General features: G+C 44.2%; 21 protein-coding genes. 10 read left to right on the forward strand and 11 right to left on the reverse strand.

The features are described from left to right. Positions 1-9: 9 nt before the first annotated feature. Entirely contained in the window at positions 10-861 is an 852-nt protein-coding gene (locus tag NL626_RS17825) for an SIS domain-containing protein (protein WP_005383578.1), read from the reverse strand. Between the two features lie 242 nt (positions 862-1,103). Here NL626_RS17825 and murQ point away from each other — a divergent pair, with 242 nt between their 5' ends. The 3 genes from murQ (at position 1,104) to NL626_RS17840 (ending at position 4,693) form a co-directional block, all read left to right on the forward strand. Next, positions 1,104-2,006: an N-acetylmuramic acid 6-phosphate etherase gene (gene murQ, locus NL626_RS17830; protein ID WP_253657594.1), complete on the forward strand. Its 903-nt coding sequence runs from the start codon at positions 1,104-1,106 to the stop codon at positions 2,004-2,006. Between the two features lie 28 nt (positions 2,007-2,034). Beyond that, positions 2,035-3,489 carry a PTS N-acetylmuramic acid transporter subunit IIBC gene (murP, locus tag NL626_RS17835; protein WP_005500182.1) on the forward strand — a complete coding sequence of 485 codons (1,455 nt, stop codon included), beginning with the start codon at positions 2,035-2,037 and terminating at the stop codon, positions 3,487-3,489. Positions 3,490-3,637: 148 nt separating this feature from the next. Beyond that, a complete protein-coding gene (locus tag NL626_RS17840; protein WP_253657595.1) occupies positions 3,638-4,693 on the forward strand; it encodes a porin in 1,056 nt (351 codons plus the stop codon). An 89-nt stretch (positions 4,694-4,782) separates the two neighbouring features. Here NL626_RS17840 and NL626_RS17845 read toward each other — a convergent pair whose 3' ends face one another. Both NL626_RS17845 and NL626_RS17850 read right to left on the reverse strand, forming a co-directional pair. After that, positions 4,783-5,448, reverse strand: coding sequence for a peptidase E (locus NL626_RS17845; protein WP_253657596.1), 666 nt, complete (start codon positions 5,446-5,448; stop codon positions 4,783-4,785). A 37-nt stretch (positions 5,449-5,485) separates the two neighbouring features. Then, complete coding sequence (locus tag NL626_RS17850; RefSeq protein ID WP_154204101.1) at positions 5,486-6,397, reverse strand: LysR family transcriptional regulator; 912 nt, start codon at positions 6,395-6,397, stop codon at positions 5,486-5,488. Between the two features lie 88 nt (positions 6,398-6,485). Between NL626_RS17850 and catC the strand changes: the two genes are divergently transcribed. Then, a complete protein-coding gene (gene catC, locus NL626_RS17855; RefSeq protein ID WP_154204102.1) occupies positions 6,486-7,145 on the forward strand; it encodes a type C chloramphenicol O-acetyltransferase in 660 nt (219 codons plus the stop codon). A gap of 56 nt (positions 7,146-7,201) precedes the next feature. On the opposite strand, the gene NL626_RS17860 is transcribed toward catC, so the two are convergent. The 4 genes from NL626_RS17860 to NL626_RS17875 form a co-directional block, all read right to left on the reverse strand. Then, entirely contained in the window at positions 7,202-8,881 is a 1,680-nt protein-coding gene (locus NL626_RS17860; protein ID WP_053350126.1) for a DUF342 domain-containing protein, read from the reverse strand. Between the two features lie 251 nt (positions 8,882-9,132). After that, positions 9,133-11,160 (reverse strand): tRNA(Met) cytidine acetyltransferase TmcA, encoded by a 2,028-nt coding sequence (locus NL626_RS17865; protein WP_253657597.1) that lies wholly within the window; start codon positions 11,158-11,160, stop codon positions 9,133-9,135. A gap of 105 nt (positions 11,161-11,265) precedes the next feature. Beyond that, a complete protein-coding gene (locus tag NL626_RS17870; RefSeq protein ID WP_253657598.1) occupies positions 11,266-12,240 on the reverse strand; it encodes a ParB/RepB/Spo0J family partition protein in 975 nt (324 codons plus the stop codon). Between the two features lie 7 nt (positions 12,241-12,247). After that, on the reverse strand, positions 12,248-13,465 hold the full coding sequence (locus tag NL626_RS17875) for an AAA family ATPase (RefSeq protein ID WP_005374503.1): 1,218 nt from the start codon (positions 13,463-13,465) through the stop codon (positions 12,248-12,250). A gap of 1,238 nt (positions 13,466-14,703) precedes the next feature. On the opposite strand from NL626_RS17875, the gene NL626_RS17880 reads away from it, so the two are divergent. Then, a complete protein-coding gene (locus NL626_RS17880; RefSeq protein WP_005374502.1) occupies positions 14,704-16,674 on the forward strand; it encodes a replication initiator protein RctB domain-containing protein in 1,971 nt (656 codons plus the stop codon). Positions 16,675-16,963: 289 nt separating this feature from the next. Here NL626_RS17880 and NL626_RS17885 read toward each other — a convergent pair whose 3' ends face one another. The 3 genes from NL626_RS17885 to NL626_RS17895 are packed head-to-tail and all read right to left on the reverse strand — an operon-like array spanning position 16,964 to position 19,214. Continuing rightward, positions 16,964-17,431, reverse strand: a complete 468-nt coding sequence (locus tag NL626_RS17885) for a hypothetical protein (protein ID WP_047102478.1) — start codon at positions 17,429-17,431, stop codon at positions 16,964-16,966. Then, positions 17,431-18,363: an ATP-binding cassette domain-containing protein gene (locus NL626_RS17890; RefSeq protein ID WP_053350124.1), complete on the reverse strand. Its 933-nt coding sequence runs from the start codon at positions 18,361-18,363 to the stop codon at positions 17,431-17,433. The genes NL626_RS17885 and NL626_RS17890 overlap by 1 nt, the downstream gene beginning before the upstream one ends. A 2-nt stretch (positions 18,364-18,365) precedes the next feature. Further along, entirely contained in the window at positions 18,366-19,214 is an 849-nt protein-coding gene (locus tag NL626_RS17895; RefSeq protein ID WP_005374497.1) for an ABC transporter ATP-binding protein, read from the reverse strand. A gap of 361 nt (positions 19,215-19,575) precedes the next feature. Between NL626_RS17895 and NL626_RS17900 the strand changes: the two genes are divergently transcribed. Next, a complete protein-coding gene (locus tag NL626_RS17900) occupies positions 19,576-19,773 on the forward strand; it encodes a PA3496 family putative envelope integrity protein (RefSeq protein WP_253657599.1) in 198 nt (65 codons plus the stop codon). A gap of 238 nt (positions 19,774-20,011) precedes the next feature. Further along, on the forward strand, positions 20,012-21,073 hold the full coding sequence (gene ribA / locus NL626_RS17905) for a GTP cyclohydrolase II (RefSeq protein ID WP_017635221.1): 1,062 nt from the start codon (positions 20,012-20,014) through the stop codon (positions 21,071-21,073). Positions 21,074-21,141: 68 nt separating this feature from the next. Here the strand turns inward: ribA and NL626_RS17910 are convergent, their stop codons facing one another. Then, entirely contained in the window at positions 21,142-21,897 is a 756-nt protein-coding gene (locus NL626_RS17910; RefSeq protein ID WP_213903355.1) for an ABC transporter substrate-binding protein, read from the reverse strand. Positions 21,898-21,965: 68 nt separating this feature from the next. On the opposite strand from NL626_RS17910, the gene NL626_RS17915 reads away from it, so the two are divergent. The 3 genes from NL626_RS17915 (at position 21,966) to NL626_RS17925 (ending at position 25,026) form a co-directional block, all read left to right on the forward strand. Then, positions 21,966-23,864 (forward strand): ATP-binding protein, encoded by a 1,899-nt coding sequence (locus tag NL626_RS17915; protein WP_017633805.1) that lies wholly within the window; start codon positions 21,966-21,968, stop codon positions 23,862-23,864. A gap of 100 nt (positions 23,865-23,964) precedes the next feature. Beyond that, the gene (locus NL626_RS17920) at positions 23,965-24,174 is read left to right on the forward strand and encodes a DUF3283 family protein (RefSeq protein WP_005374484.1); all 210 of its coding nucleotides are present in this window, start codon (positions 23,965-23,967) and stop codon (positions 24,172-24,174) included. A 135-nt stretch (positions 24,175-24,309) separates the two neighbouring features. Then, positions 24,310-25,026 carry a YebC/PmpR family DNA-binding transcriptional regulator gene (locus tag NL626_RS17925; RefSeq protein WP_005374482.1) on the forward strand — a complete coding sequence of 239 codons (717 nt, stop codon included), beginning with the start codon at positions 24,310-24,312 and terminating at the stop codon, positions 25,024-25,026. Positions 25,027-25,039: the final 13 nt, after the last annotated feature.

The raw sequence follows: 25,039 nt of genomic DNA on the forward strand, positions 1-25,039 counted from the left end.
AACAAGCGATCATGTGAGGATCTGTTTGATGTCGGTACTAATATCGCTGATCAACTGACGGGCACTGTCGTCTCTTTGCTGAACCAAGATGATAAACAGCAAATCGGTGATCACGTTTTGCGCGGTACGCGAAGCAATGGATGAGCTGCGATGTTCCGTTTCATTGGCAATCGTATCAAACGTAATATCGGCAATACCGCGCAAGCGACTTCTTCCAGGCGCAGATAACGCAATCACCTTCGCGCCCTGCTCTTTTGCCGCTTCTGCCGCGACGAGAATTTCTTTGCGCTCACCCGAAAACGAGATTGCGATCTGAACATCTTCTGGAGAGAGCGTGCGGGCAACAGCAATCTGCACGTGGCTGTCTTGTTCAGAAAGCGCCGTAATACCAAGTTTAAGCAGTTTAAAGCTTAAATCCTTCGCGGTCAGTGCAGAGCCCCCAATCCCGACCACTTGCACTCGACGCGCTTCACTCAACCATTTCACCGCTTGGTGACACGCTTCGTAAGACAGCGTATTGGTAGTTTGAAACATAGCGTCGGTTTTCGCTTTCACCAGTTTCTGTGAAATTACCGCAATGGGGTCGTCAGCCAAAATATCACTGTGCAGCGGTGTCGACTGCATCGCATGCTTACGGCCAATCTCTTCATTCAGAGCTAACTTAAACTCGCTGTAACCTTTAAAGCCGATACGCTGAGTAAATTTCACAATGCTCGATTGACTCACTTTTACTTGCGCCGCAAGTTCTTGGCTGGTGAGCAGCGCCGCCTTTTCTGCGTTTTCAACAATCCAATCGCCAACCAAACGACCGCTTTGCGAAAGCTGAGTACGCCTCGCTACTATCCTATTGATAACTGACACAACAAAAACCTCAAAAATTTTAAATAAATTATTCCAAAACAGAAATAATAGGCGTTTGATTTAACCCCCTGATTATTCTAACCAAGACAGTTAATCCCGGATGTAATAGACGTATATTTTCTCTCATTATTCCAAATTTCTCCTGCATAAAGAATAACCTCAAGTGTGATTTTTATCACCAAACCTGAATATTTTATTCCATAAAATCGCCCTCAGATTGAACATTACAAAGAGTGCAAAACATGAAAATTGATTTAAGCAGATTGGTGACAGAAAGCCGTAACCCAGCCAGTGCCGAGATCGATACGCTTTCGACAATCGAGATGCTGCAAGTCATTAATGAAGAGGATCAAAAAGTCCCGCTCGCGGTAAAAGCGGTGCTACCACAAATTGCAGAGACAGTTGACGCAATTACCCAAGCTTTTGCAAATGGTGGCCGTTTAATTTACATGGGAGCTGGTACGTCAGGTCGCTTAGGCATTCTTGATGCAAGCGAGTGTCCTCCTACCTACGGCACGCATCCAGATATGGTGATTGGCTTAATTGCTGGTGGACACCAAGCGATTTTGAAAGCGGTAGAAAACGCAGAAGACAACGCGAAAATGGGTCAAGACGACTTAAAAGCGCTTCACCTCACCAAACATGACGTGGTTGTAGGCATTGCAGCGAGTGGCCGTACACCTTATGTACTAGGTGGTTTGGACTACGCTAAATCCATCGGATCTACGACCGCATCTATCGCCTGTAATCCGGAATGTGCCATGGCAAAAGCGGCCGACATCGCGATTCTGCCGATAGTTGGCGCAGAGGTTGTCACTGGCTCTTCTCGCATGAAAGCCGGCACCGCACAAAAACTGGTGTTAAACATGCTCACGACAGGTGCAATGATTCGTAGCGGTAAGGTATTTGGCAACTTAATGGTGGATGTAGAGGCCACCAACGCCAAGCTCATCCAACGCCAAACCAACATTGTTGTAGAAGCAACTGGCGCATCAAAAGAAGAATCAGAGCGAGCATTAAATGCCTGCGATCGCCACTGCAAAACTGCCATCTTAATGATTTTGGCCGATTTGGATGCCGAACAAGCCAAATCACGCCTCGCCGCGCACAACGGTTTTATTCGCGCAGCACTAAATAATAACTAAATAATCCGAGTTCTGAAGGATAGACCCTATGGCAAAAATAACTTCAAACACAGTATCGCAGTTGCTGTCCGCAGTGGGTGGCAGCAGCAACGTAAGCAAATGTGGTAACTGTATGACGCGTTTGCGTTTATCGCTCGCCAACAATGGTTTGGCTGATCAGTCAGTTATCAAGCAAATTCCCGGCGTAATGGGTGTGGTGGAAAGCGATGAGCAGTTTCAGATCATTCTCGGTCCCGGAAAAGCTCAACAAGCGGCTGAGATGATGAATCAATTGATCGACAGCTTAACCTCTGGTGACAGTGAAGAACCAGATATGCCGCAACAAGATCTTTCTGCCGTCGCGGCCGAGCAAAAAAAGCAGATGAAGAGCAAACAAACCAGTGCGGTTCAGCGTTTTTTAAGCAAGTTTGCTACCATCTTTACGCCGTTGATCCCTGGTTTTATTGCCGCTGGTTTGTTGCTAGGTTTTGCGACGTTATTGGAACAGATGTTTGTTCTCGACCAGACACCAAGCCAGTTTATGCTGGATTTGATCGCCTACATGAAAGTCTTTGGTAAGGGTCTGTTTGCTTTCCTAAGTATTCTGATTGGTTACAACGCGCAGCAAGCATTTGGCGGCTCTGGTGTTAATGGTGCCATTCTCGCCTCTTTGTTTGTGCTGGGTTACAACCCAGAGGCGACATCCGGCATTTACTCTGGCATGAACGAGTTTTTCGGCTTTGCGATTGATCCGCGCGGCAACATTATCGGCGTACTTTTGGCAGCGATCATCGGTGCGCAAGTCGAGCGTAAGGTTCGTCAATACATGCCTGATGATCTGGACATGATCTTAACGTCCGTTATAACTCTATTGATCATGGGTGCGGTAACCTTCTTGATCATCATGCCGATCGGCGGCGAGTTATTTAAAGGGATGTCTTGGTTGTTCCTCAACTTAAACGATAACCCATTAGGCGCTGCAATCTTGGCAGGTTTGTTCTTAATTTCTGTGGTGTTTGGCATCCACCAGGGTTTTGTTCCAGTGTACTTCGCATTGATGGAAGCACAGGGTTTTAACTCGCTGTTTCCTATCCTGGCGATGGCTGGTGGCGGTCAGGTTGGCGCGTCAATGGCGCTGTATTTCAAAGCAAAAAAAGACGCTCTACTGCGCACTCAAGTTAAAGGCGCTATTATTCCGGGTCTTCTAGGCATTGGCGAACCATTGATTTACGGCGTGACATTACCACGCGTAAAACCATTCGTTACCGCTTGTATTGGTGGTGCTGCGGGCGGCTTCTTTATCGGTTTAGTTTCTTACCTTGGCTTACCAGTTGGTCTTAATACGGTGTTTGGCCCATCCGGTATCGTGGCGATTCCTCTCATGACATCTGAAAATGGCATCTTCCCGGGCATGATGGTGTTTGTTGCCGGCCTGCTTATCTCTTACATCGTCGGCTTCCTCGCGACTTACTTCTTTGGCTGCAAAGACGTCGATTTAAGCTAAATCATTCTTCCCCTATAGGAATGGACTAGCTCGCGCCCTTGGCAAACAAGGGCGCACCCTCTCTCTACTTCACGACAATTTTTCTTATTCCGTTACTCGGAAGGGGCTTTGTTGTACCTAAAACAATAGAAATGAAAGGTCGTTAATCATGAAAAAACACATTTTGACTCTACTTCTCCCTACATTGATGGCATCAAACGCAATGGCAGCGCAGCTGTATCAAGCGGAAGATGGGTCAGTTTTAAATATTTACTCTCGTCTTGGTTTCAATGTCACCAGTAAAAATGATGAGCACGGCGATGCAAATGGCGAGTTTGATGGCCGTATTGGTTTAAACGGTTCACAAACCATCAACGAGTACGCGTCGATCATCGGCCAAGCGCAATACCAAGTGGGTGCCGCTGAATACGCAAACCAAGTAAACGACAAACCGTCTCTGACCGCACGTTATGTATGGGCGGGTATTGATGCGAAAGATTATGGTCGCATTGCTGGTGGTCGCGTGGCATCTGGGTTGATTATGTTTACCGACATTGGTGATGTGTTCGCCTCTTCCGATGTTTCTATGGCGCGCCAAGCGAATAAAGTCGACAAAACCGCGACGCAAGTTTTCCGTCAAGATGGCACGCTGCAATACCAAAACAACCTAGGTAATTTCGACTTTTCTGTCGCGTACATTTTAGGAAACAACACTTCTGAGCTCGACTACGGTTACAACGCTGCACTGCGTTATACGCTAGACATGGGGAATTTGGGTACCTTGGCGCCAGTGGTGGCGATGCAGAAAAATAAAGGTGATGAACGTGAAAGCAACGACACCGATTACACATTCTGGGGCGCAGGTACGCGTTACTACCTAGGTGATTTGATGTTGGGTGCGTTGTACTCGGAAGATGAACTTGAGGGCTATTACTCACAAACTAGTACCGACAAAGTGATGGAATTGACGGCGGTTTACAGTGTAAATGACAAATGGGCACTGCGTGCTGGTTATCGTTCTTTAGAAAACAGTGAGGGTGACGAGCTAGAGCTGAAAGATACAACGCTAGAAGTGCAATACAAACTGACGCCTCGTTCTTCTATCTACACAAACTACGTTGATCGTAACGGTTCGCGTGGCTACAGCAATGGACAAGAAGTCTCGTTTGGCGGTGCGCACGCAGACGAAAGCTACTACCACTTAGGTTTGCGTTACGAGCTGTAAGCACGATACTTAATGTAAGTTAGCTGAATCCATGAGCTTCTTCTGTGTCCGGTCAGTAGTTATTGCCTTTAATGCTGATTTGAAGAAGCTCACCCTCGTAATATGTTTTCTTCGTTACCTGTTTTGACCAACACGCCTGCATCAGGAAAGCTGGTGACAGTCGCTAACAATTTTCCATCGACAAAGTGCAATGCCGCATAATCGTGAATACCATAACAAGTGATGCTCGGTTGAGAACGAGCAAAGGCTTGGAAAACCTCAAACTTCTCACCAACATGGGAAAAATGCGCCGCAGCCAAACCGTCAATTAATCCAAGACAACGCATAACTTGGTATGCTTCGGGATCACTGTCTTTCACCGCAAACTCAAACCAACAAATTGCACCAGCGCTCATGCCACAAATGATGATGCCTTGTTCATAACACTGCTTGAGTATTCTATCGATTCCCCATTCGCGCCAAATGGCCAACATCGAACGCGTATTACCGCCACCGACGTAAATGATGTCTTGTTCAAATAGCGTTTCTTTCCAACCAGCATCAAACTTAAACAACGGAAAATGGGTTACGTTTTCACTAAGCTTCGCATTGTAAAAACGTTCAATAACTTCATCGGCGTCTCCCGTGGCTGTCGGTAGAAAACAAATGTTTGGATTCTCCTTACCAGACAAAGACAAAATGTATTGATCGAGCGGGCTCGGATTCTCTCCCATCATCCAGCCACCACCACCAATCGCAATACAGTGTTTTCGCATTCCTTTGCTTCCTCTATTGTCACTAAGTTTGCTGTTGCTACTCGCCGACAGAATATATGTTCCTAAAGTGTTCGATGAACGCTCGCGTTCTTCTTGGTAAGTGCTCACGTTTTGGGTAAAGCAGATAAAGCGGCAAAATCGCATCCGTTTGCCATTCTGGTAGTAAGATCACGAGTTGTTCTTTTTGTACAGGTTCGAGTTTAGCCAGTGCAAATTCATCTAGCATGGCTACACCACAGCCCGCCAAAGTAGCATCCAACATGGACTGGACAAGATTAAAACTCAGCGTACTTTCTAACTCAATGCTGCACTGCTGTTGAGTTTGCTTATGCGTAAACGCCCATTTATCTAACACCAAGTCGCGACTTTTATAAAGGATGTGCTCTAAGTCACCAAGCTCCTCTGGCGTACTTACATTTGGTTTATCAGCTAAATACGAGCGATGAGCGATCGGTTTACAGTGTAAAGTGCGTAGCTGATGGCCGACGTATCCCTCTGGGGGAGTATCGGTAAAGTAGAATGCGATATCAAACCCAGCCTCAATCAAGTCGAGAGGTGTCTCTGTGAAGATCACTTCGACGCTCACTTGTGGATGTTGCAATCGAAACTCGATCAATGTTTGGCTGAGTAACGCAGCTCCGAAAGAAGCGGACGCCGCTATTCTCAATTTTCCCGATACGATCTCGTTTGCCATGACTTGCTCATTGATCTGCTCAGCGCCTTCGAGCAGTTTCTTTACCTGCTGATAAAACCGCAAACCATCGTAGGTCAAATTAAACTGGCGCGTAGTTCGCTGAATAAGCTGCACCGACAATATGTCTTCAAGCTGTTTAAGTTGCCGACTTACATGCGCATTCGAACAATTCAGGCGCTTTGCTGCGCCAGCAATACTTCGCTCCTCGCACAAAGCGACGTAAAGTGGTACGTAGCTGAGCCATTTTATTTCCATACAGTAATTCTGAATCTCTAAAATCAAACTACTGGAAATAATAGAAAGCCTCTAAACTCTGTACAACCTAAATTTGAAAGGATGAGTTATGAGTGTTTTCGACACGTGGTTAAAAGGTCAAGTCATTAAAGATCACATCACTAATCCCAATATCATCGTTGGCGATTACAGCTATTACTCGGGCTTCTATCATCAAAAAAGCTTCGAAGAGCAAGCAGTGCGCTACTTGTTGGGTGACCCCGTCACACTTCAAGAATGGCAAAGTAGAGAACCCAATAGCATCGACAAATTAATCATTGGCAAGTTTTGTTCCATCGCTTCTGGAGCCACCTTCATGATGGCAGGAAACCAAGGTCATCGCATTGACTGGATTTCGACCTTCCCCTTCTCTCCTGAAGAATTTGGAGAAGGCGTACAAGACGGTTTCGAGCGTGCCGGAGACACGGTGGTGGGGAACGATGTTTGGATTGGCAGCGAGGCGATGATCATGCCCGGAGTAAACATCGGCGATGGAGCCGTCATCGGAACACGCACCGTAGTGACGAAAGACGTGCAACCTTATTCGGTAGTGGTTGGAAACAACCAAGTCGTACGTCAACGATTTAGCGATAAAGAGATTGAAACTCTACTCAATATCCAATGGTGGAACTGGCCAATAGAACACATTAAACAAGCAATGAAAGTAATGTGTAGCAGCCAAGTCGGTGCGCTTGCGGACTACTATCAAGAGCACATTGTCGATTTGTAGATAAACAAAAGCCCACATATCTTGTTGCGACGTGTGGGCTCAGTGAATAAGAAAGCTTAAACCGCAGCGACGTCCTCTTCTTCCAAGTTCGCCGAGACTTTAATTTCGTATTGATTGAAACGGAACGAACAACCGCCATGAGTACGCTTTGTCGTTACTTGCTCGTCGCCAAACTGCACCGTCACGCGAGTGAAGACACGCTCTTTGGCTTCGACAATATTTTCTTCTAACGCGACTTCAAAGTCATGTTCCGTTTGTTCTAGCTTTTGCTTTATCGCTTCAAGCTGCTCGTTGTTTTGTGTTTTCATCACATCAATCTGAGCTTGTTCTTCGTCGGTACGTTCGGCTTTAGGACGTTTCTTAAATTCGAGCTCTTTACGAATCACATCCATCGTGCCTTCTTGAGCGCGTTTGTATTGATCTTTGAGCTCTGCTAATCGCTCCTTAAATGCAGAATAGCGCGCGAACGCTTCTACCTTAGTGGCGGTGTCGCCTTCTACGCCCAATTGTAAGCACACCACTTTGTCACCGACTTTTGCATCTCCGCCGCTGAGCGTACCGTTCCTACCGTTCGCATCCAGCACCGTCAGATTGCGCCCACAAACAATATCGTTATTCATGCTGTGCACCGCCAATTCAATATCTTCTCCGGCTTGCAAATCACAATATTGGGCGTAGCTTGCGCGAATCGAACCTTTGGCTTTGACGTGACAACTCTTTGGCTGGCCATCACTCACGGTGTGGCCAATGATCCCTTTACCAACTTGGATGTCGTCTTGCGCTTGTACGTCAGCCGATTCAATGAAGCCGCCTACAGTAATAGAACCCGTCGCTTTAACAATCATGCCAGATTCAATGTTGCCACCGATAATCACATTCCCTTTGAATTTCACGTGGCCTGTATTCACGCCAACGCTATTGAGGCAGAGTGCGTTATCAACTTCGATGGTTTTGTCTTTAATCAGAGGCGTACCGGATACCGATGCAATCAATAGGTTTGGGTCTTGCTTGCTTATCTCGGTGCCCTTGCCTGGCTTCATTGGGCTGTCTTTTCCGGCTTGTGGAGGAATCACTCGCCCTTGAACAGTAAAACCAGGCGTACCTTTGGTCGCAGGCGTGCGGCGCATCACCTCATCGCCTACGTCAACCGCGATAGTTTCACCGAGGTTACGTAAATCAATTTTGTCGCTAGCAGATTGGCCGTCTTTGGGTTTGAGGATGCGTTTGGTGATGTCTTTAACAAGAGGAGTAAAAAGAGCGTCTTTGCCTTTGATAGGTTGCTTACCAACCGCTACAGGTTGAGAAAAAGTTTCGCCGGGTTTGAGCTGAGTGCTGACAACCAACACTTTCTTCAAAGCCAGTTTGTTGATGCCTTTCGAAACTCGCGCTTGAGCAAGGGCTTGAACAATCTCGGGGCCACGTAAACCTCGGCCTCCGTACGCGCCGACAACGTTCATACTGGCGAGCATGTCATTATTCGATAATTCAACCTCAACTTGCGCGTTGCGTTTTTCCGCAATGACGATGCCTTCGTAGGCCTCGGCTTTACGTTCTTTGGCGCAGTTAATGAATCTCACGACTTCCCCCTCAACAACAAACATCTTTTCAGCGTTCATTGCGACGAGCTGCTCGTTTAATTCATTTTGATTTAGCTCACCACCGAGGTCCACTTCTCCCGGAAGACGGGCTATCACCTTGGTCTTATCTTCAGATAACTCAAGACACAGCTTCCACATACCCTTACCACTTTGCTTCCCATCAACACTTTCAGTCTACCCAAATCCGTTTTCTGAACAAACCTCGCATTTCTTATTATAGGGCTCACGTCACTAAAGAAAGTAATCCATCAATAACGGTTAAACAGATATTAAGAGAGCATTTCGATTTAACCTAAAGCTCAATCAAAATACACGCCGAAATAAAAAGGAGCTGGATTTACAGTGTAAAATCAGCTCCTAATAATTTCATTTACAGTGTAAATTTCCCTTTAGTGTTTACAGTGTAAATCGTTCCAAATGTGTCTTACTTCGTCCCTTAACTGCTGCTCAACTTGCCTTCTTCCAGGTAAACCAAATTGCTGAGCACATTCAGTCCAACTACGGTTAAGAAAAAGCTTACTGATCATCAAGTCGGAAGCGGAGTTCAAACCTAAGTTAAGTAACCACTGCTGAAGCCAAGCAGACACGGACTCATAACTGTTACCACCATCAGCATAGCATTCAATTAGTAATAACTTAGCGGGATGAAGTGGACTCATTCCCAAAGGTTGCGGTAATAGAGCTCGAAAAATAGAGGCTTCTAATTTTGGATAGACGTCAGCCACATTGTTAGACAACATTTCTTCAAATAGCGCCTGAGATTGGTCGACCCAAGCCGTCTGTTGGGAATCACAAGGTTTGACCATCAAGACTGAATAACAACCGCTAGCAGCATCGCGCATTGACCCTAAACGAATTGCACGGAAGTTCGATTGTAGCCAGAAATAGAGCAACTCTTCCGTCGCACCGAAACTCGTGGATAAGTAAGCAATGTGTTTAGCCGCCATTTGATCAAGTTGCTGCAGCATTTTTTGACCGATGCCTCTTCCTTGCAATTCCGGATGAACAGCAATTCTCATGACTCGCAGCGTCGATAGATTCGCGACATTCGGAAATCCTAGGTGGTTTGCAATCGTAATGGGCGCTAAGTGTCCTTTAGGACGACGCTTACCAAGCTGGATTTCTTCAACCAATTCATCGTCAAGGCCCCCCTCTTCGACCGTTAATATCACCCCCACAACCGCATTATCTTGCTTAGCAAAATAGAGCTGACTGTTGTCGTCTTGCAAAAGGTGAATCAAATCATTCGGCGAGGTCTGGTAATGAGCATTCACCAAAAGAGCAAAGCACTCGCGCAGCAAACTAGGCTGCGATATTAAATCGTCCTTATCAGCTTTAGAAAGGGAAGTTGAGTCGACCTGGTTAAGTTGATGGTGCGTTAACTCCGCATCCAACAAAAACGCGTCATAGAGCCATGATTCGAGCGCATCATTCATGCTCCAGCGGATGGGCTGTGTCATGTGCCATGTTTTCATTCCCGAACGCTGTTTCTGAAGCCAATCAACAAATTTAATCGTAAAGCCCCGGCCACAACCTTCATAACCGTGAATAGTCGTAGAAAAAACGAGTCGATGATAATGTTCGGTAATGCTTTTGAGCATAGGAACTGGAATTGCAGCCGCTTCATCGACAAGTAACAAATCACATTCAGGTCTGCTCGATAGAAGTTCGTCAGGAGCAATGAATTGAATGGCTCCCTGCCCTGATTCTAATCTGTCCTTCCTAATACGCTGCGCATTAGGAAGTAGCCGCAAAGCATGTTGGTAAACAGGCTCAACGGCTTTTATAGATGGTGCCGTAATTAAGATTCTAAGCGGCTTCTGCTTTAATAAGTTCGCACACGCAATGCCGAGGGCACTTGTTTTTCCACGCCCACGATCAGCGGTCAAAATTAATGGTCGCTTTCGATGTCCTGTCACCACCTTTTCAATTAGAGAAATGGCATGTTCTTGTTCCCTGTAGTGGCTTTCTTTTTCTGCTTGCTTGATGTCTGGAGCCGTTGGCAATGGTTTGTCTTGCTCAATAACAACGAGCTTCTCCCATTGTTTGTGCATCCATTGCTGAGAAAAATTCGCAGTTTGTCGCAGCTCAGTAATGACAATAAGAAAACCGCCGCCAACCAATGAGCCAAGCGCGGCGGTAAAACTATTGGCGTCAAAGCCATTTCGAGCATCAAACAATAGAACGTCACACTCTCTGCCTAGCAACATGTGCCCTTGTTTAGACGAAACACTGGATACGTTTTTCAAACCAAAATCACCAACAGAAAACCAACGTTGATGGCGCTGCGTTTTATGGAACTCTGACATCAACGCATTTTGCCAAGAAGCCTCGCCTTGAATGACAACACCAATCCTTTGGAAAGATTGGTGAGCTTGATGTTGAAGTGATGAAAGGAAATCAGATTGTGTCTGCATTTTGTCTATCCAACGTTGAACTGACGCAATGGTATCACATCTTTAATTTGACGCTTCTCAGATATAAAAAAACCGCCCGGAGGCGGTTGATTCAATCATCATTTGTTATTGCAGTTTGGTTTGTACAAACGCAAGAATCTCTTCCATTAAGCTGTCGTCAACTTTCTTCAAGTTCAACGCCAGGCTGCTACCTTTTCGGCTATAGCTTGCTCGACCTTTAACTAAGTCGACTTTTTCCGTCTTCTTACCAGGTTTTGCTGGTGCAAGTTCAGTAATCCAATTTTCGATGCTTTCCGTGACTTCTTTTGTCAGACGAGCAACGCCTTGAGCTGTGCTTCGCTGCCATAAAAACCCTTCGCTAGAGCGACATTTATCTAACAGCTCTTGCTGCTGCTCTGGCGTTAGCATTGAAAACTGTTTGTGCAGTTTCACGATTGTTGGGCGACCGAGATCGCCAACATTCGGATACGCTTGAAGCAGTTCTAACGGTAATGCTGCGGCTTTTAAAGCGCCACTTACCAACGCTTCACTGCACTGGAACATTTTTGCCAATGCTTTCTGATCCTCAGCTTCACCACTATCAAGCTTAGCCTGCATCTCTTTCCCTTTTTCATATAAAGAGAGCGGCTTGTGAGCATTTGCCACATCAGACAAAAACTTAGCATGGTCAGTATTAATGTTGTCAGCAACATAAACCAAAAAGTCTTGTTCAGCGAGGATACAAGACATGCGACGACGGCTACCATCTAAAACTTCAATCTTGCCATCTTCAGTTCTACGACCCACTGCTGGATATTGTTGGCCACGCTCTTTGAGTGTGACTAAAACATCAGATAAAGCATGTTCGTTTAAGAACGATTGCTCACGAGCGTTATCAACAAATACTGTTGTTTCTGTCGCAACTTTATTTGCAGGAATACGCACAAGTTCAAACTGAACAATATTTTCACCTGCAACTGCTAGTTCAATCGTTTGAGCTTTCTCTTTTGCCGCAGTTTGCGCCTCTTGCGGAGTCACAACACGACGCTTATTCGTTTTGCCAAATAATTTCGCGTTTAATTCAGACGTTTTCAAAGCCATTTACTTATTACCCCTGATTCAATGACGGCCAATTAGAGTGCAGCACACGCTCTAATTCCAGTGCGCTTTTATGAACAGCGTCTTGCGCGGTAGCTAGTGTCTTCTTACCGCCTTCAAAATCGCTTACTGTCAGATCAAATACTGTGCTGTAGGTATCGGCACAGGTTTCAAACGCACGGCTACGAGGAATAGTAGCCATCATAACTTGGTCACCTAGAAGATAGTTCATTTCAGTTAAAACAGAAACTTGCTTCTTATTGTCGTCCTCAAACATGGTTGGCATCAAGCGAACAAACTCAAGACCATTCCAGTCCTCCGGGAACATTTCATATACCGTAGGCAAATGCTGGAAGAAGTTTACTGTTGAAGCCCAGTCCAGACGCTTAGCCGCACAAGGAATTAGCAAGGCATTTGATGCATACATCGCATTCCATACTAATGGGTCAACGTGTGGACCGGTATCAATCATAATGATATCGAAGTCATCAGCAATTTTATCAATCAGTTGCTCTTTCAGCAGACGGACGATATCGAGTGATGGGTCTTCAGATAGCGTTTGCCATGCTTCCGCATTAAACATCGCGTCTTCTGGAAACGCTGAAATCGACTTTAAGTTCGGATATTGCGTTGGCAGCAATACGTTTTTACGTAAAAATTCACTGTCAATTTCCACACCATCAGGCACGTTACCCAACATAATGTCTACCGCAGAATAGATATTATCATGCTCTGCCATGCTGATTTGCGGGTTGAGGAATAAACGTAGCGAGCCTTGTGGGTCTAAGTCGATTAAACAAATACGGTATCGTTTATCCAAATTTAGCGCTAAACATGCCGCTAAATGAACCGCGGTCATTGATTTACCTGTACCGCCCTTTTGGTTCTGCACATTAATAATCCAAGGTTTGTTACCTGAATTCTTTTTACGCTCATGAAATTTAGGCACTTCAGCCGCATCCATGAGCATGTGTGCTTCTTCTAACGTAATTGAATAATGATTCGCGTTGTTTTTAGTAAATTGATGCCCAGCGGCTTCCATTTTACCAATCGCGTCGTCGAGCTTACGGCGAGTTAGACCAGAACGGGTTTCCATCATCGCTTTCGACATTGGTGGGAAGTAGTTATCGCTTCGCTCTTCTAAAACAATTTCAATACGGTCAGCTTGAACCTGCTGAGTCAGCTCCGCTAACTCAAGAAGGTTTTCAATCGTTTTTTCTCTTTTCATGCCAAATTCCGTTGGAAGGATTTATAATTGCAATTGTACAGCAGTAAAGACCAAAAACAACAAAAAGGTGCACGAACATTTTGAATTACCATCACATAAAAAAACACCCAAATCGACGCTTTTATGATTTATGGTCAAAAAGATAACTATTTTTAATCAAATAATCTTCTCATAAGTGGACACCTAAACTTAAAAATAAAAAGTGTTACAGCGTCACTCATTTACAATGTAAATCAATTTTCTACCGGAACGATTATAATCTTAAGCTAAATTACGGATTATGTTAGACCAACCTAATTTAAACGAAAAATAGTAAGTAATATCGGAGCAATAAAGACCTGAACACCTTGATCATGTCTCCGAGCAAAATAGGGCAGTTCCAGCTAAACATCTATGGAAGTATGATCAAGGTATACTTATGATCATGCTTCCGTGTTAATAAACAAATCCGAAAGCATGATCATGGAAAAATTGAGCAGAGTACGGTGTAAACACGCAAATAAAATAAGATCCATTAATCGGAAATATGATCAAGCCTTAGAATCTCTCGGAAGCATGAGTTTTCTTCTCTGATTTACGGTTGAGTGCAGACAGAATGGGGGATTGAGCAGAAATTGACGGTATAGAAGCCGGAACAATGAAATTGCTCAAGTTGCTATGATAAATCAAGCTCTCATGATCATGCTTCCTGTAAATAAGCAGAGACTAGTATTTACTTCTAAATATGAGCGACTTGAATGTATTTTAATCAGATGAGTGATATCTCATCAATATGGGCGCCAGAACGATAGATATATTGGCTCTTGATCATCGATCCGAGTATAAATAACATCACCAATGCACAATATAATCATCGTGAAGATCATTATTAAATACTGCATCTGTGGATAACCTGTAAAAACATCATGATCATCGTTTCAAGACTCTTTTGATCATCTTTTCATAACCTTAATGATCATGCTTACGAATAAATATGATCATGCTTTCAGGTTATTGTTGATCATACTTTCAGACTTCTTATGATCATAGTTCCGAAATACATGAAAATAATAGCCTTATAGAACAAAAGCTTAGCGAGAAATTTCAAGCCAGATCATTAGATCATATAATCAATTAAGATCAGATTAATCAAAAAGATCAGTTATTTAAAAAACAATCTTTTTCCTTTATTTATGATCTGTTTTTCTTTATTCTTCGGAACCATAGCACAACTACGGCTAGTGTGATCTGGATCTAAAATGACGGCTGATGAAAAAATTCTGATTAAAGCACCGAGAAGCCACAAAGATGGCCATCTTTTTGAGGTACATGAATCCTCTGCGGATTGGGTAGAGCAGTACCAACATTTCAAAGGGGTGACCAAAAGCATCTTAGAGTTGCTTAATCTGATCTCATTACGAGGCTTCAGCAGCAAGGATGGTCTGGTTTCAACCACAGAGATTGTGGAAGCAACAGATGGGCAACTCACACGTGCAGCTCTGCAACAACGTTTGCGCGCGGCAGTAAATATTGGTTTATTTACTCAAACTCCAGTGCGTTTTGAAGAGGGACTTGCTGGTAAAACGATGCTACATAAATTTGTGAATCCCAATCAGCTTATATCTGTGTTGGGAGCAACAAGTCTTGTTACCGACAAAGTTCGCCAGAACGAGAAACAAAAACGTTCGAAAGCATTGGCTCAGACTCAAGTAAACAAACGTTTGTTGAATGAGCACGGGTTAAACACACCTCCCACGATGAAAGATGAAGCCGATCAATTTGTTGTATCTCCAACAAATTGGGCTGGGATCATTGACCAAGCACTTGCGCCACCAAGAACTCGAAAAAGTTATCAGAAATCCATGGTGTCGATCTCTGGCACAAAAGCCGTTATTGAGACGCGATCATCCAAAAATATCATGACTGTGGATGATCTCATGACCCTGTTCGCTCTCTTCACGTTAACGGTTCAGTATCATGATCATCACAAAGATCAGTATCAGCTTGATGCTGCTCACGTACCAAACAAAACGCCGCTATACATCACTGATATTTTGTCGCTCAGAGGCAAAAAAGACAGTGGCCCAGCTCGTGATTCCATTCGCGATAGCATTGATCGCATTGAATTCACTGATTTTCAGCTCCATGAACTTACTGGACGTTGGCTAAGTGAAAACATGCCAGAGGGCTTCAAAAGTGATCGTTTTCGTTTTCTTGCACGAACCATCACAGCCTCTGAAGAGGCACCTGTGGAGGGAAGCGATGGTGAAATTCGTATCAAGCCAAACTTATATATTTTAGTTTGGGAACCTTCGTTTTATGAAGAGCTGTTAACACGCGATTATTTCTTCTTGTTTCCGCCAGAGATCTTGAAACAACATACGTTGGTGTTTCAACTGTACTCTTTCTTCCGTAGTCGCATGGTTCGTCGTCACACGGATTGCATGCTACTGAGTGAGTTAAATCAGAAGCTTGCACGTAACATTGAATGGCGTCGGTTCTCCATGGATCTGATCCGTGAGCTGAAACGCTTGTCAGACGGCAAAGGGACAGACGATCTTTTTGTGGTGAACTTATGGGGCTATCACTTAACGATCGAAACTATGATCGAGAATGATAAAGTGATGGATTACCAGATCGACATCAAATGTGACGTCGAAGAGGTGCTGCGTTACTCACGTGCTCGTACAACCAACGCAGGCAAGCGCAACATGGCGCCTACGCTGCCAAACCCGCTTCGTAATGAGATGGTAACCCGACAGCAGCTTGAGGAGCTCTCAGGCATCATAGACGGCGAATTTGAGCCCATTCAACGCAAAGCACCGTCTCCAAGAGGAAATTTAGGGCGACGCGTGAAGCAAAGAAAACATTTGGTAGAGATCAATGCTGATGAGATCACCATTACTCTATCTAAATATACCTCACCAGAGGCTCTAGAACGCAGTATAACGGCTTTGTCTGCGATGACAGGGCACTCCTATGCCTCAATCAAAGAAGAGTGCTCAGATTACATAGAGAAGCTCGATTGGCTAAGGGTAGGGGATGAGCCGATTCCTTATGAGACATTAAGTAAAACCGTCGAGCTGTTTAACACCCAGAACGATGTTAAGCATCTTACCATCGAGCGCTTGATTGCGGGGTTAGCGGTGCGTCGGAAAGTTTGTCGTCAAATCTTCGATGGTCACATGGATGAAATGGTATTTCGTGCCTTGGATGAAATGGCGATTTAAAAGTGTCGCTTGATGTGTATCAAGCTATAGGTGTGATGTATCGGTTTGAAATGTAACAATGTCTTTCGATGATAAAAAACAGACTTAACTCTTACAAACCACTGACATTAGAAGCCAAGCCTAATACTACTATTTATCCCGAATAGACAACCTTTTGTCCTTTCTGATGATTAATAGATTGGCTCATATTGTTACATTCATTCTGAATAGACTTCGCGAGTTTCTCCTCAGGAAACTCGCTTTTTTTTGCCTAAAATTCCGCTAATTAAGCCTTGATCATTTTTCCGGACTAATGAGGTAAACCTTGATCATGCTTCTTGGGTTCATTCCAATGTAATGAACGCATCAACGCAACATGTGATTCGATTAAGCTATGGGCTTGTTCCTGCCACTTGTTTTGATCACACTGCTGATTACAAAACTCTAACGCCACAACGGTGAGATGCTGAAGTCGTCTCAAACACCAATCTTTGATCAGAATATCAGTCGAGACTTGGCATGCTGCTTGTTCAAGCTTTGCACTCGTATAAAGCAAGGTTTGATATGCTTTCTGAGGGTCTTGGTAGCTTGCATGTTGAAACACGCGTAAACATCCATCCAACCAGCAAGCAATCGCTTTACTTTGAAGATCACTCAATTCGGGTCCAAACACGTCATCAGGCACCTGATATAAGATCGTTTCCAATTTTTCTACTTGATCATGTTTCCGCTGTTCGTACCACATGGCGATTTGATCTTGCCAAGTACTCAAATCCATTACGCTGCCTCAGTCCATTGTTTTACATAGTGATTTGGCCCTATTTGATCAAATTCGTCGACAATTATGCTGCTACGTTGACGAATTTCATCGGCATCTATCGAATAGTTTGGCTCATTTTTCACTAAGTTACCAAAAGGTAAGTCAGGATCAGGAACGGCAGAAATCAACAGCTTAGTATAAGGATGCTGCGGATTCTTAAGTATTGAATGAGTGTCGCCCCATTCAACGATTTGCCCTTTGTACATTACTGCGGTTTCTTCCGCGATGTAGTGCGCAGTCGCCAGATCATGTGTGATGTATAAAAAACCAATTCCCAGTTCTTGCTTCATTCGTTGCATTAAATTCAACACTCCCAAGCGAATAGAAACATCCAGCATAGACGTAGGCTCATCCGCAAGAATGATTTGCGAACCTACCGCTAAAGCCCTTGCTAAGTTTACTCGCTGACGTTGCCCACCACTGAGTTCGTGAGGGAACTTATTCAATGTCTCTTCAGGTAGTTCCACCAGCTTTAGAAGCTCTTCCAAGCGGGCTGGGATGTCGCGCTCGTTTTTGACTTGTTTATGAATTTTTAAAGGACGTGTTAGGTGATGGCGAATGGTATGAGTTGGATTGAGAGAGCCAAACGGATCTTGAAACACCATTTGTACTTTACTGCGATATTCTTGTAGAGCCGATCGTGACGTGATCTCATTTATGTCAGTGCCATTGAAAAGGATCTCGCCTTGCGTTGCTGGATAGACTTTGGTTATTAAACGAGCGCAAGTACTCTTACCGCAGCCTGACTCTCCAACCAAAGCCAAGGTTTTTCCTGCGTACAGATCAAAAGTCACTCCTTGAAGCGCACGAAAGGTTTCCTCTTTCGCTAAACCACCGCCCACTTTGAATTCTTTAATCACATTTTTCATTTGGATGATAGGCTGGCTCATGGTTACGCTCCTTGTAACTCTGGTTGTTTGTGGACGTCATGGATGTTTGGGAAAGAAGCCCATAGCTTTTGCGTGTAGGGGTGTTGAGGATGATTGCGTATATCGTATGCTCGATTGACTTCGACGATTTCTCCGTGACGCATGATTGCAATTCGATCACATAGTTGGCTCATGAGTGCCAGGTCATGAGTGATAAAGAGGACTGAAAAACCGAACTCATCTCTAAGCTGATAAATTTGCTGTAAAATTTCTCTCTGTACCACAACATCTAATGCTGTTGTGGGTTCATCCATAATGATCAGTTTTGGATTTAGAGACAAAGCAATGGCTATCACCAAGCGCTGACGCATTCCTCCTGAAAATTGATGAGGATATTCTGCTAAGCGTTCTCGAGGAATATTGACCAAGTCCAACAACTTTTCTGCTCTATCTTTTGCTTGAGCGTTAGTGAGGCCTTGATGGTGTCGTAACACATCTGCAAATTGCTCTTGTATCGTTAAGACAGGGTTGAGTGAGTTCATCGCGCTCTGGAACACCATGGCGATTTCACTCCACCTTAGAGCGGTCAGTTCAGAGTCTGAGATACTAAGGATATCTTTGCCATCAAACCATATTTTACCGCCAGAAATGAACGCTGGCGGCTTATGAAGACGATTTATTGAGAATGCGATTGTGCTTTTACCACATCCAGATTCACCGGCAAGACCAAATACTTCGCCTTTGCCGATATCAAAGCTGACGGACTTTACCGCATTAAAATCACCATTATCAGTGATGTAATCGACGCACAAATCTCGGATCTGGATGACCGGGTCATTGTGGTATGCATGACTTAAGTTAATACCATCCATATAAACACCTTATCAATCTAAAGGATAATTATTATCATTATCAGGTGTGGCGGTTTTTAGAAAGTATCAAGCTATGAATCAGTGAAGTGACTCGAAAGTTAGGTTAAACAGGAAGTGGTGTAATGCGTCGTTGATAAAACTAAAGAAGAGCAGAATTGAGAGCTAGATCAGCACACTTTTCGTAGGGGGAATTACTCAAATTTAATCGTAAATTTGTCCCTTGGCAAAACTTAAATGATGAATCTATTAAGGAGTTAACGAAAGGGCGGGAGGGGTCACATTTCCCTACAGTTTTTCTTACCACCTTGTTCCGGTTTTGCTATAGATTACGCATCGAAAACATGGTGTGTTCGGAGGAAATATGTCCATTAATTCTATCGACCATGACGAGATGACCAACATCGCTCACAAATGGGAATTACCTGATGAGGAAACCGTTGTGAAGCCAGAGAAAAGAGTGAAATCAGCAGAAGCCAGAAGACGCATTGAAGCGTTACGTGAGATCCGTGAAAGTGGGTTGACCATTGAAGAAGCAAGGGAGCTTGGCTTGATACACTGATCGCCTCAGGTTGGTTTAGCAACCCATAGGGTAGTCGACGGACTGCCCTTTTTATTTTTTCACTCTATTACTCTCTTATTCAAAACCTCCATTTACCTGTCTTGCGCCTCAAAAGCACGAGTTTCACACTCACGTCCCGTCCCGAAGAAGTTTGACAATCTGACCTTGTGTTACTAGATATATCAGTAGCGATATGCTTTTTGTTGATTATCGCAACCACAAAGCAAGGAGCGCAAGTATGGTTGATCAAATCCTTTTTTATGAGCCCGATGAGCCCCACGGTTTTCTCTCAAATTTTTGCCATGCCCCAGTCAATATCTCCTCCCAAACTTGGCCCACCAGCGAACATTATTACCAAGCCCAAAAGTTTCTCGATGCTCAGTTGCAAAGTAAAATTCAGCACGCAAGCACCCCTGATGAAGCGTTTGCTTTAAGCCGTAAATACGAACACTTTGTCAGAAGCGATTGGGACGATATAAAGTTGGCTGTTATGGCTTTCATCGTTAGGGAAAAGTTTCTACAAAATCCACCATTAGCGCAGCAATTAATGAGAACGGGTAACGCTTGCCTAACAGAGCATTCTCATAAAGATGCCTTTTGGGGAGACGGGGGAGATGGTAAAGGAGAAAATCATCTAGGAGAGATTCTGATGAATGTTCGAGCAGAGCTGAGACATGTTGAGCCTTACAATCTCGTGAAGTTTATCGATAAAGCCAAATTGCCCACCCAGTGGGGCACATTTATGATGTACGGCTTTATTGAAGCCGCGACAAATAAAGAGCATCTTGCTCTGGTCTATGGCGAGCCAACAAAAAGTGCAGCACCACTTATTCGGTTGCATTCGGAGTGTCTTACCGGAGATGCTCTATTTAGCACGCGTTGTGACTGTGGTTTTCAGCTTAATAGAGCGCTACAAAACATCGTCAAAGAGGGATGTGGCGTGCTGCTTTATTTACGTCAAGAAGGGCGTGGAATCGGCTTGATTAATAAAATTCGTGCCTATCACTTACAAGATGATGGCGCAGATACCGTGGAAGCAAATGAGCGTTTAGGTTTTGCCGCTGATATGCGTGATTACGCGTTCTGTAAAGGAATGCTAGAGCATTTGGGGATTGACGCTGTGCGTCTAATGACGAATAACCCACGCAAGCTCGCCGCCTTAAAAGCGGTTGATATTAACGTCATTGAACGAGTGCCATTACAAGAAGGGAATAACCCAAGTAATCAACATTACCTGCAAACCAAGGCGAGTAAATTGGGGCACATGTTTGATCCTAAGTTTGTTAACCACACTAAGTAAGTGCTACAGATTTCCCAGAAACAAAAACGCCAACGTATCATCGTTGGCGTTTTTGTTAATGAGGTGATTCATTGATACTTTTGAATGATTTCATCAATTTCTCCTGAGGCTTTTAATTCAACGAGTCGTGTATTGATGTAATTTTGAGTTTCTGGTTGCATTTGAGGAGAAAAAGCCAGGTAGATTGAGTAGTCAGGAATAACCGAGCTGAAAGGCTGTATCTGAAAATTCTCTAACGGCAAATTGAGTCGCTTTAAGTTGTATAGGACTCGGGATTCCATCTCGACAAAAGCCGTGTCTCCAGGGGTTCGGCTTATCACTCGGTATGCGGCGTTGTAGTCTTTTACTCGCATTTCATTGACACTGCCATTTTCAAAGAACGGTGTTAAATTTGGATAATCAAACCCCAGCAGTAACACAATAGAACGACCATGCATGGTATCCATATTTTTGAATTCTAAAGGCTTCTCGCTACTCGACACCAGTACATGTTTTACAGTGTAAATGGGCTCCTTAGATAAATTTTCCGATTGCACCTTGCCCCAGTTCGGGCTGCCATAAGTTAACCAGTTTGGCTCAGCGCCTTCTTCCAATATGGAAATCATACGTTTAAATGGATAAGTATGATAATTCACTTGGTAATCCGACTCCGCGAAGATAGCGCTGACGATATCGGTCACAATTCCGGAGTGCATTTGTCCCTGTTGTTCAATTTGAAATGGTCGAGCTTGTTCAGCAATGACGTAATAGTTCACTTGATTTGCGGTCACATGAGAACTTACAACAATTAAGCTAAAAGCCAATCTAAGTAGAAGTCTTTTCATCGTATCCTCGATTATTATTTGTGCGTAGCTATATTTAGAGTAGCGCAAGTTTATCGGAGCGGTTTCATATGGATGAAAAAGAGCGATCTCAACGTCGTTTTAGTATCGGCAACCAACTTATGTTGGCGGTATTAACGTTGAGTTTAATCTTTACGGTCATCATTTCTACAGTGAGCTTATATCGAGTTTTTCACGAAGATTTAGCCCATTTAGATGTTGAATTAAAGCAGGTTGAGTCTAGCTATTTATCGAGCTTTTCTGCGAGTTTATGGGTAGAGGATAGGGAGCTGTTGCTGACACAAGCTCAAGGTGCAATGCGTATGCCCTCGGTGGACTACTTACGTATTGCTAGTGAAGACGAAGTTATCATTGAATTAGGTTCGGCGCTTTCTGAGGATGTTGTCGAGAGAAGCTGGCCGATGCAGTATCGGGTCGGCGATAAAACGTATGATCTCGCGATATTAACGGTTCAATCGGATCTTAGCGCGATATATGAAGATCTTTGGCAGCAGTTCTTTTTTCTACTTACGACAGAAGCGATCAAAATTCTTGTCCTCATCATTGGTGTTCTTTGGGTGGCGTTTCGCTTGTTGGTCAATCCGTTACAATTGCTGTCTGGTGCGGTGAGCGATTTTCGTGGCGGTACAGTGCCGAGTAAAGTGACTCTCCCTAAACGATGGTGCTTTGATGAAGTGAGTGTTTTGGCAGAGAAATACAACCGAAGTGTTGAGAAAGTGAAAGAGCACCAGACTGAGTTAGAGGCTGAACGCGATAGGGCAGAAGTCGCTAATCGTAAGAAAAGTGAGTTTCTTGCCACTATGAGTCATGAGATCCGCACACCGATGAATGGCATTATTGGTGTGTCGTCGTTGCTCAATGACACCGACCTCGATCCCCAGCAAAAAGAGTTTGTAGAGATCATTGACAGTTCTTCTCACTCACTAATGACGATCATCGACGACATTTTGGACTTCTCTAAAGTTGAAGCTGGCAAAGTAGAGCTGGAATACACGAGCTATGATCTTCGCGAGCTACTTGACGATGTCATCAGTTTACATAGTGTCAAAGCCAAGCAGAAAAACTTACAGCTGCTCAGCGATATTGATCCTCACTTGCCAATGGAAGTGCAAGGTGATGCCACACGATTGAAACAAGTTCTGAACAATTTGTTGAGCAACGCGATTAAATTTACCGAGCGCGGCCATGTGAAGCTTCTTGTAGCGTTATCTCGACTTGATGGAGAGACCGCTCATATCCGGTTTCGAGTTGTGGATTCTGGTATTGGTATTGCGAAAGAGCACCAACAAGCAATCTTCGAACGCTTCCAACAAGCTGATGGTAGTACCACCAGAAAGTATGGTGGGACAGGGCTTGGTTTGGCGATAGCTGCACAGTTGGTTAACTTGATGGGAGGGGAAATACAACTAACAAGTGAGCTTGGGCTGGGAAGCTGTTTTGAATTTTCGATTCCTGTTGCTGTAATAAATGCGCAATCGACCTATACCGACCAACTTAATGTATTAGATTTCCCGAAAGCGGAAGACAACGAAATCAGCCCTCAAGATAACGATAAACCTTGGGTATTGGTTGTTGAAGATACCATCGTCAATCAGAAGGTAGTTCGCATCATGTTAGAAAAACTGGGTGTGCGAGTGAGTGTCGCCAACCATGGCGAAGAAGCATTGCAGCTGTGTGATCAGCAGCCTTTCGATTTGATTTTTATGGACTGTCAAATGCCTGTGATGGATGGGTTTATTGCTACGGAGCGAATTCGAAAAATGGGAGAGTGGGGGAAACACGTTCCAATTATTGCGCTAAGTGCCAATGTCATTAAAGAGGATCAGCAACATTGCTTCGATGTTGGGATGAACGAGTTCGTGGCTAAACCCGTTACCAAGACTCGATTACAACAAATATTCGAACAGCATTTACCAAAAGCACTGAAAATCAGCGCTGTGCCTAAATAGTTAACTTGAAATCGATCAAGTTAAGTGCGTTTCTATTCTGTAATTGTAACTCTGTGTGATATAGTGCCCGGCTAGTATTTAAAGTACCTTGAGGCTGTGAATGTCGTTTAATCTATCCCTATTGCCGCCTGACGAAAAAAACAAAATCGAACTGGATAAGCAGGCGTCGTTTTTGGTTTGGAAGCTCAGAGAGGCCAAATCTGGTCCTGAAGCAATAGAAGAACAGTTGTCCAAGATTAACGATGCTGATGAAAAGGCGTTTTTCCAGCAATCGGTCGAAAAGTACAAACGAGTAATGGGTGTCGCTTAACGCGAACCGTGGCAATGGTTCAATCCAATGCGACGAATGAGGTAACCTCCCTATTCCTTTGCTAAGCGAAATTGAAAAGGTTTCGCTTTTTGCTAAAATCCTTCGCATTAAATTTGAATTTAGAGAGACATCCCGATGGGAAGAAGTTTTGAAGTGCGCAAAGCCTCTATGGCGAAAACTGCAGGCGCGAAAATTAAAGTTTATTCCAAATACGGTAAAGAAATTTACATGTGCGCGAAAAACGGTGGTGGTGATCCAGACATGAACTTGTCTTTGAAGCACCTGATCGCAAAAGCGAAAAAAGACCAAGTTCCTGCGCACGTTATCGATAAAGCGATCGACAAAGCGAACGGTGGCGGTGGTGAAGACTACACTCCAGCACGTTACGAAGGCTTCGGTCCTGGCGGTACTAGCGTTATCGTTGACTGTCTAACAGACAACGGCAACCGTACTTTCCAAGATGTACGCCAATGCTTTGTGAAAGTCGGTGCGAAAATTGGTGTAGAGGGCTCGGTTTCTCACATGTTCGATCACCAAGCGGTATTTCAGTTCAAAGGCGACGATGATGAAATCATCCTAGAAACGCTAATGATGGAAGACGTAGACGTTACTGACGTTGAGCTAGAAGACGGTGTTATCACTGTATTCGCACCTCACACTGAATTCTTCAAAACAAAAACTGCGCTTAACGGTGCATTCCCAGATCTAACGATCGATGTTGAAGAAATCACATTCGTTCCGCAAACTCATACGCCTGTATCGGGTGAAGATGCTGAGAAGTTCCAGAAATTCCTAGATCTTCTAGATGACTGTGATGATGTTCAGCAGGTTTACCACAACGCAGAGCTGTAATTAATTCGCTCAT

The organism is Vibrio sp. Y58_MX_L22 (assembly GCF_024181865.1).
GTDB lineage: Bacteria > Pseudomonadota > Gammaproteobacteria > Enterobacterales > Vibrionaceae > Vibrio > Vibrio alginolyticus.

Bases quoted from the DNA above. Each gene is read 5' to 3' on its own strand.
- NL626_RS17920 (WP_005374484.1), top strand. From the start codon at position 23,965: ATGTCGTTTAATCTATCCCTATTGCCGCCTGACGAAAAAAACAAAATC.
- ribA (WP_017635221.1), top strand. From the start codon at position 20,012: ATGGTTGATCAAATCCTTTTTTATGAGCCCGATGAGCCCCACGGTTTT.
- murP (WP_005500182.1), top strand. From the start codon at position 2,035: ATGGCAAAAATAACTTCAAACACAGTATCGCAGTTGCTGTCCGCAGTG.
- NL626_RS17840 (WP_253657595.1), top strand. From the start codon at position 3,638: ATGAAAAAACACATTTTGACTCTACTTCTCCCTACATTGATGGCATCA.
- NL626_RS17875 (WP_005374503.1), bottom strand. From the start codon at position 13,465: ATGAAAAGAGAAAAAACGATTGAAAACCTTCTTGAGTTAGCGGAGCTG.
- murQ (WP_253657594.1), top strand. From the start codon at position 1,104: ATGAAAATTGATTTAAGCAGATTGGTGACAGAAAGCCGTAACCCAGCC.
- NL626_RS17860 (WP_053350126.1), bottom strand. From the start codon at position 8,881: ATGTGGAAGCTGTGTCTTGAGTTATCTGAAGATAAGACCAAGGTGATA.
- NL626_RS17865 (WP_253657597.1), bottom strand. From the start codon at position 11,160: ATGCAGACACAATCTGATTTCCTTTCATCACTTCAACATCAAGCTCAC.
- NL626_RS17915 (WP_017633805.1), top strand. From the start codon at position 21,966: ATGGATGAAAAAGAGCGATCTCAACGTCGTTTTAGTATCGGCAACCAA.
- NL626_RS17910 (WP_213903355.1), bottom strand. From the start codon at position 21,897: ATGAAAAGACTTCTACTTAGATTGGCTTTTAGCTTAATTGTTGTAAGT.
- NL626_RS17900 (WP_253657599.1), top strand. From the start codon at position 19,576: ATGTCCATTAATTCTATCGACCATGACGAGATGACCAACATCGCTCAC.
- NL626_RS17870 (WP_253657598.1), bottom strand. From the start codon at position 12,240: ATGGCTTTGAAAACGTCTGAATTAAACGCGAAATTATTTGGCAAAACG.
- NL626_RS17895 (WP_005374497.1), bottom strand. From the start codon at position 19,214: ATGGATGGTATTAACTTAAGTCATGCATACCACAATGACCCGGTCATC.
- NL626_RS17850 (WP_154204101.1), bottom strand. From the start codon at position 6,397: ATGGAAATAAAATGGCTCAGCTACGTACCACTTTACGTCGCTTTGTGC.
- NL626_RS17890 (WP_053350124.1), bottom strand. From the start codon at position 18,363: ATGAGCCAGCCTATCATCCAAATGAAAAATGTGATTAAAGAATTCAAA.
- NL626_RS17845 (WP_253657596.1), bottom strand. From the start codon at position 5,448: ATGCGAAAACACTGTATTGCGATTGGTGGTGGTGGCTGGATGATGGGA.
- catC (WP_154204102.1), top strand. From the start codon at position 6,486: ATGAGTGTTTTCGACACGTGGTTAAAAGGTCAAGTCATTAAAGATCAC.
- NL626_RS17925 (WP_005374482.1), top strand. From the start codon at position 24,310: ATGGGAAGAAGTTTTGAAGTGCGCAAAGCCTCTATGGCGAAAACTGCA.
- NL626_RS17885 (WP_047102478.1), bottom strand. From the start codon at position 17,431: ATGGATTTGAGTACTTGGCAAGATCAAATCGCCATGTGGTACGAACAG.
- NL626_RS17880 (WP_005374502.1), top strand. From the start codon at position 14,704: ATGACGGCTGATGAAAAAATTCTGATTAAAGCACCGAGAAGCCACAAA.